General features: G+C 74.1%; 8 protein-coding genes. 4 read left to right on the top strand and 4 right to left on the bottom strand.

Annotation, left to right across the window (positions count from 1 at the left end; translation table 11 throughout):
* Window positions 1-1026 (top strand): DUF2804 domain-containing protein (locus tag PLP61_RS13435; RefSeq protein WP_324503243.1); only part of this gene is annotated, 1026 nt, incomplete at its 5' end.
* Window positions 1027-1077: 51 nt separating this feature from the next.
* Here the strand turns inward: PLP61_RS13435 and PLP61_RS13430 are convergent.
* The 3 genes from PLP61_RS13430 to PLP61_RS13420 all read right to left on the bottom strand — a co-directional run bounded on the left by PLP61_RS13430 (window position 1078) and on the right by PLP61_RS13420 (window position 3448).
* Complete coding sequence (locus PLP61_RS13430; protein WP_324503242.1) at window positions 1078-2139, bottom strand: cytochrome P450; 1062 nt, start codon at window positions 2137-2139, stop codon at window positions 1078-1080.
* Window positions 2136-2996 (bottom strand): SDR family oxidoreductase, encoded by an 861-nt coding sequence (locus PLP61_RS13425; protein WP_324503241.1) that lies wholly within the window; start codon window positions 2994-2996, stop codon window positions 2136-2138. Before PLP61_RS13425 ends, PLP61_RS13430 begins: the two co-directional genes overlap by 4 nt.
* Before the next feature lie 62 nt (window positions 2997-3058).
* Window positions 3059-3448 (bottom strand): hypothetical protein, encoded by a 390-nt coding sequence (locus PLP61_RS13420; RefSeq protein ID WP_324503240.1) that lies wholly within the window; start codon window positions 3446-3448, stop codon window positions 3059-3061.
* Window positions 3449-3568: 120 nt separating this feature from the next.
* Here PLP61_RS13420 and PLP61_RS13415 point away from each other — a divergent pair, with 120 nt between their 5' ends.
* Entirely contained in the window at window positions 3569-3958 is a 390-nt protein-coding gene (locus tag PLP61_RS13415) for a DUF2237 family protein (protein ID WP_324503239.1), read from the top strand.
* Window positions 3959-3971: 13 nt separating this feature from the next.
* Here PLP61_RS13415 and PLP61_RS13410 read toward each other — a convergent pair whose 3' ends face one another.
* Window positions 3972-5393 carry a DUF4389 domain-containing protein gene (locus PLP61_RS13410; protein ID WP_324503238.1) on the bottom strand — a complete coding sequence of 474 codons (1422 nt, stop codon included), beginning with the start codon at window positions 5391-5393 and terminating at the stop codon, window positions 3972-3974.
* A gap of 93 nt (window positions 5394-5486) precedes the next feature.
* On the opposite strand from PLP61_RS13410, the gene PLP61_RS13405 reads away from it, so the two are divergent.
* Window positions 5487-6155: an FMN-binding negative transcriptional regulator gene (locus PLP61_RS13405; RefSeq protein ID WP_324503237.1), complete on the top strand. Its 669-nt coding sequence runs from the start codon at window positions 5487-5489 to the stop codon at window positions 6153-6155.
* Window positions 6156-6663: 508 nt separating this feature from the next.
* Window positions 6664-6917, top strand: a 254-nt coding sequence (locus PLP61_RS13400; protein ID WP_502889051.1) for a putative endonuclease domain-containing protein, incomplete at its 3' end; no start/stop codon positions are given.

The raw sequence follows: 6917 nt of genomic DNA, 5'->3' as shown, positions 1-6917 counted from the left end.
GGCCGGGCGCGGCCGGTGGCGGTGCACGAGCGCGAGCTCACCGCGCCGGTCCCGCTGACCCGGCCGGACGGCCGGCTCAACCCGGCCGCCGTGGGCTGGACCCGGACGCCGCTGGTCACCACCGACGGGATCGGCAGGGGCCGGGTCGGGCGCGGGCGCAACAAGCGCTGGGAGTACTGGGCCGTGACCACGCCCACCCACGTCGTCTCGCTGGTGCTCTCCGACCTCGACTACGCCGCCGTGCACAGCCTCTGGCTGCTCGACCGCTCGACCGGCGAGGAGATCGGGTACGACGCTATCGGCGTCCTCGGCGGCAGCGCGACCCTGCCCGGCACCCTCGGCCGGGGGCCGGCGCGCGGTCGGACCAAGGCGGTGCAGATCGACCTCGACGAGGTGCCGGGCGGCACCCGGCTCCAGGCCTCGGGCGAACGCGTCCGGCTCGACGTGCTGGCCCTGCGTCCCGAGGGGCACGAGTGCCTGGGCGTGGTGGTGCCGTGGTCCGAGCGGCTCTTCCAGTACACCGTCAAGGACGTCGCCCGCCCGGCCGAGGGCACGGTGTGGGTCGACGGCGTCGGGCACGACGTACCGGCCGGGGAGTCGTGGGCGGTGCTCGACCACGGCCGCGGTCGCTGGCCCTACGCCGTGCACTGGAACTGGGGTGCCGGCTCGGGGCGTACCGACGGCCGGGTGGTCGGGATCCAGGTCGGGGGCCGGTGGACCGACGGGACGGGGTCGGTGGAGAACGCGCTGGTCGTCGACGGGCACCTGTCCAAGATCAGCGAGGAGCTGGTGTGGACCTACGACATCGCCGACTGGCTCGCCCCGTGGCGCGTCGAGGGCGACGCGGTGGACCTCACCTTCACCCCGTTCCACCTCAAGCGGTCGGTCACGGACCTCAAGGTCTTCTCCTCCCGCACCCACCAGTGCTTCGGGCACTGGTCGGGCCGGGTCCGCGACGACACCGGCGCGTGGGTGCCCGTCTCCGACGTGCTGGGCTGGGCCGAGGACGTCCACAACCGCTGGTGACCCGTCGCAGTCTTCCCGCCGACCCGTCGCAGTTTTTCTGAGTCGGCGCGGTCAGCCCCGCAGCACCACCGGGGCCACCCGGAAGCCCCCGAGCGGCGGCAGCTCGCGCTCGGTCGCCCCGCCCGGCTCGATCCAGGTGGTGGCGGCCAGCAGCTCGCGCAGCAGCAGCCGCAGCTCCAGGGTCGCCAGGGGTCGCCCGGGGCACACGTGCGGTCCGGTGCCGTAGACGAGGTTGTCCGACGCGTTCTGCTCCGGGCGGTAGGCGTCGGGGTCCCCGAACCGCGCCGGGTCCCGGTTGGCATCGGTCCAGCTGAGCACCACGACCTCTCCGGGGCCGATCCTCCGCCCGTCGACGGTGACCTCCCGCGTCGCCACACGCCGGTTCGCCACGAACGGGTCGTCGATGCGCAGCATCTCGTCGACCGCGCGGTCCAGCGCGGCGCCGTCCCGGGCCTGGTCGCGCACCCGCGTCTGCACGTCGGGGTGGTCGGCGAGGTAGCGCACCACCACGCCCACGCACAGTGCCATCGAGGCCAGGTCGCCGGCGGTCCAGTTCCGCAGGATCGAGACGATCTCCTCCTCGGTCAGCGGCCGTCCGTCCACGGTGGCGTGCAGCAGCTCGGTGGTCACGTCGTCAGGTGCGGACCCACCCGCGTCACGACGCGCCCTGGCCAGGGAGGCGATGATGCGATCGAACCACTCCGCCGCCTCCCGAGTGCGGGCGAGCTCCCCGGACCGGGTCGCGGCGTGGTTGACCCGCATCCACTGCAGCAGCTCCGCCTCGATCGCGGCGGGCCAGCCGAGCCACACGCAGGTGGCGCGGACGGCGTACGTCGTGCCGAGCTCGACCGCGTCGACCCGCGCCCGCCGGGGGAGCGAGGCCACCAGCGTGGCCGCGACCTCGCGGAGTGCGGGCTCCAGCTCGCGCATCCGGTCGGGGGTGAAGAAGGAGTCCACCAGCGGGCGGAACCTCGCGTGCTCGGCGCCGTCGAGCCCGTTGGGGATCTGCAGGAACCGCGAGACCCGGCTGGAGAAGGTCGCCGGGTCGCCCGCCGCCGCCGTGACGTCCGCGTGCCGCACCAGCGTCCAGGGCCCGGGACCCTCCGCCGTCACCGCGTCCCCTCCTGCCTCGCCCGCAGCAGGTCGGCCAGCCCCGTCGGGGGTACGCCGGTGAGCGCGGCGACGTCCTCGCTGACCCCGGCCACCTCGCCGCGCGCGATGGCGAGGTACGTCGACACCCAGGCGTCGTACTGCCACTGCTCCGCCGGCCAGCGGAGCCGCGACGCGTAGGCCTCCTCGACCGTCTCGTCGTGGAAGCGCACCGTGCGGCCGGTGACCGCGCTGATCGTCTCGGCGACCTCGGTCAGGGTGAGCGACTCCGGCCCGGTGAGGTCGTAGGTCGCCCCGCGGTGCGCCTCCGGGTCGAGCAGCACCTCCAGCGCGACCCGGGCGACGTCGGCCCGGGCCACGGCCGAGACCCGTCCGTCCCCGGCCGGCCCGCGCAGCACGCCGTCCTCCCCGACGAAGTAGGGGAGCACGTCGAGGTAGAAGTTGTCGCGCAGGAACGTCCAGGCCATCCCCGTGTCGCGCACGTGCTGCTCGGTCGCGAAGTGGTCGCGACCCAGCGTGAACGTGCAGTCCGCGGCCGCCCCGAGGAACGACGTGTAGACGACGTGCTCGACCCCGGCCGCCGCGGCGGCGTCGATGAACGTCCGGTGCTGCTCGAGCCGGTCGGCCGCCTCGGCCGCCGAGACCATGAACAGCACTTTCGCGCCCACCAGCGCCGCCCGCGCGGCGTCGGTGTCGGCGTAGCTCATCGGCAGCGCGACCCCGCCGGCCAGGTCGGGGACGCGCCCCGGGTCACGGGCCAGCAGCCGCTGGGGTACGCCGCGGTCGGCGAGGTGCCGGGCCACCAGGGCACCCACGTGTCCGGTCGAGCCGGTGACGGCGACAGGGGGAAGCGCGCTCATCGCCCCATTCCACACCCTCCGCCCGGGGTGCCGCACTGGTGGCGGCTGGCGTGACCGGTGGCTCAGGTGGTCGACCCTTCGGAGCCCTGGTCGTCGTCGGTGCCGCCCTGGCCGGGGCCCCCTTGGCCGGGGGCTCCGAAGTGCCCGTGGTCGTCGCCGGGGCCGCCGCGCTGGTCGAATCCGCCGGTGGGGAAGGAACCACCTCGCCCCTCGTCCCCGGCGCTGGCGTGGCCGACGGCGAACCCGGCACCGCCGGCCACGAGTGCGGCGCCGACGACTCCTCCGGCCACCAGCAGCTGGGTACGCCGGGCCAGGCCCCGCAGACGACCACCCGAGCCTCCGCCGCCCGGGCCCGCCGTGGCGGGCACGTCGTCGGCCGGCGTCGGCCAGGCGCCGATCGGCTCCTGGGGCGCGACAGGGTCGTACGGAGGGGTCGGGCTCTGCTCGGTCATTTCTCTCCTTGCACGTGGACGGGTGTCCCTCCACTGTCGGAGGGCCGGCTGGGTGGGACCACGGTCCACGCTGTGCACGGCCTGTGACTGACGACGCCTCGGCCGTGGCAGGCTGGCCTCGTGACCGAGCGCAACGTCCTGGGCGGCCCGCTGGCGGAGTGCGGGACGGACCCGGTGACCGGCTTCTACCGCGACGGCTCCTGCACCTGCGGCCCGGAGGACGTCGGGCTGCACGCCGTCTGCGCGGTGATGACCGAGGAGTTCCTGGCCCACCAGGTCTCCGTCGGCAACGACCTGGTCACGCCCCGTCCCGAGTGGCAGTTCCCGGGGCTGCGGCCGGGCGACCGCTGGTGCGTGGTGGCCGCCCGCTGGTGGCAGGCGTACGTCGACGGTGCGGCCGCGCCGGTCGTGCTCGCGGCCACGAGCGAGCGCGCGCTCGACGTACTCCCGCTCGAGGCGCTGCAGCAGCACGCGATCGACGTGCCCGACGACCCCGGTTCGCTGACCTGAGCGGACCCGCCGCTCAGGAGGTCCGGCGCGGCAGCAGTGCGAGCCCGATGAAGAGGACGGCCAGCAGCAGCCCGATCGCCGCGCCGACCAGCAGGCCCACCACGACCCAGACCAGCGCCGGCACCTCGGCCCCCGCGGCGACGTCGACGTTGACCCCGCGGGAGCCGTCGGCGTTCATCACCACGAGCGTCCAGTCGCCCCGCTCCACCGGCCAGGTGATCTCCTGGGTGCCGGTGCCTTCGCTCTGCGCGACCCAGATGTCGCTGTCTCCTGGCAGCGTCGCCGGGGCCGTGCTCCCGTTGGTGCGGTAGACCGGGCGCCGCCCGAAGTCCACCACGGTCGCGTGCAGGGTGTCGCCGAGGAACGCGTCCACGTCGCTCGTGCGGGCGATCCCGACGAACACCGGCTGGTCCTGCACCGCGGTCACCCGGAGCTTGGCATCACCGAGCAGCCGCTGCGGGACCTCGGAGGAGGGGACGTCGGTGTGCACCTCGAGGTTGGCCGAGGTGAGCGCGTAGGTCCCGGTGCTGAACGAGTCCTGCGGACTCATCAAGAACCCCGCGTCGTCGCGCATGGTGGCGTTGGCCACGGCCAGCGTGCCGCCGGCCAGGCCGGCGCCGAGCGCGCCGAGCAGGAGCAGGCAGCCGGCTACCAGCGAGACCACGCGACCGGCGGTCCAGTGCCCGGTCGTGCCCTGTGCCGCGCCGGCAGGTACGGCGCCCACGGGAGCGGCGGGCACCCCGGCCCCGGCAGGGGCTGCCGCCAGAGCCAGCGTGCCGGGGTCCGGCCCGCCCTGGTCGAGCCGGAAGGGCGGGTACTCGTCGGTCATCAGCGAGGCGTACCCGGCGACCCGCAGCACCCAGCGGTTCAGACCCATCACCAGGTCGAACAGGGTCTGCGGGTAGCGGCCGGTGAACAGCAGGGTGACGGCGGCGATCAGCACCAGCAGACCGATCAGCCCCATCCCCCACGACTTGTAGTCGCCGGTGGCGGTGTCGTAGGCGAACCACCCGCCGCTGACGAGGATCCCGACGACCAGGTAGTGCGGGATCGCCAGCAGCCACCACTTGACCAGCACGAGCCCCCGCGAGAGGTGCTCGGGATGGTCGACGTCGAGGTGGGCGGGGTAGTCGGGCCGCTCCTGCAGCGAGAACGGCGGGTAGCGGTCGGTGCCCAGGGCTCCGTAGGAGTAGTAGGTCACCCGCCAGCTCCAGCGCAGCACACCCACGTTGAACTCGAAGATGCTGCGCGGGTAGCGGCCGGTGAACAGGATCGCGAAGAACGCGATCACGCTCATCACCCAGAACGCCAGCCACAGGAAGGCCAGCACGATGTAGTGGGGGATCGCCAGCAGCCACTTGACCAGCCACAGACCGCGGCTGAGCTGGGGGTCCAGGTGCGCGTCCACGCGCACGGGGTAGGTCGGCACGTTCATCAGGAATCGCCTCCGTCCTCCTACTCTGCCAAAGGTCGCGGCTCCGCGGGAGGGGCGCACGCGGTGATGTAGGGAACCTGGACAATGAGCGGTATGGAGGTTCCCCAGCACTTCGCGATGAGCCCGGACCAGGTGACCGAGCTGCTGTCGGGCGTCCAGGCCGCCGACCTGGTCACGGTGCACGAGCAGGGCCCGGTCGCGACGTACCTGCCCTTCGTCTACGACGCCGAGTCCGGCTCGCTGGTCACCCACGTCGCCCGCAACAACCGGCAGTGGAGCGACCCGGTGGTGGCCGACGCGCTGGTCCTCGTGCACGGCGCCGACCACTACGTCTCGCCGCGCTGGATGCCGTCGTACGCCGAGCACGGCCAGGTCGTGCCGACCTGGAACTACCTCACCGTGCACGCCTACGGCACCCTGGTCGCCCACGACGACCCGGCCTGGACCGAGGCGGCGGTACGCCGGCTGACGGCGGCCCATGAGACGGCGTACTCCGTCGACGACGTGCCCGGCGACTACGTCGCGCGGATGCTGCGCGCGATCGTCGGGCTGGAGGTCCGGCTCACCCGGGTCGAGGCGAAGGCGAAGATGAGCCAGAACAAGCAGCCCGCCGACGTCCGCGGCATCATCGACGGCCTGCGCGGCGAGGCGGGGGACGAGTCCGCGCTGCTGACGGCCACCTGGATGGCCGAGCACTCCGTCGCCGCCGCCGAGCGCCGGGCTGCAGTCATCGCCGACGTCGCGGAGCGGCACGGCAGGTAGCCGGGGACCCCCGCCGGGTCGTCCTGGCCGACCACGACATCCGTCGCCTGGTCCGCCGCCGGGAGTGGGCGATGGTGCACCAGGGGGTGTACGTCGACCACACCGGGCCGCTCACCTGGCTGCAGCGGGCCTGGGCCGCGGTCCTGCTCGCCTGGCCGGCGGCGTTGAGCCACGGCTCGGCGGTCCGCGCAGCCGACGGACCGGGGCGCCGCGGCCACGACTCGGAGACGATCCACGTCGCGGTGTCCGCTGAGCGCCGCGTCACGCCGGCCGCCGGGGTCGAGGTCCACCGCGTCACCGGGCTGGAGGACCGGGTGCTGTGGAACACCTCGCCGCCGCGGATGCGTATCGAGGAGGCGGTCGTGGACCTCGCAGCGGAGGCGCGCAGTGAGCTCGACGCCCTCGCCCTCGTCGCCGACGCCGTCCAGTCCCGACGTACCACCGCCGCGCGGCTGCTCGCGACGCTGGAGGACCGCTCCCGCGGGGCCGCCGGCGCCTCCTCGAGCGCGTGCTGCGCGACGTGGACTACGAGGCCTTCGGGCTGGTGGTCGAGCTCGACGGGCGGCTCTTCCACAACAGCGCCGGCGCTCGGGACGCCGATCTCGAGCGAGACCTCGACGCGCGCGTGCTCGAGGACCGGGTGACGGTGCGGCTCGGCTGGGGACAGGTCTACGGCCGGGCCTGCGGGACCGCGGCCAAGCTCGGCCTGCTCCTGCAGCAGCGCGGGTGGACCGGCCGCCCCACCCGGTGCCCGGACTGCGG

Source organism: Nocardioides sp., assembly GCF_035429765.1.
Lineage (GTDB): Bacteria > Actinomycetota > Actinomycetes > Propionibacteriales > Nocardioidaceae > Nocardioides.
The sequence above is the reverse complement of the archived record's forward strand: the minus strand, read 5'-3'. Positions and strand labels throughout refer to the sequence as shown.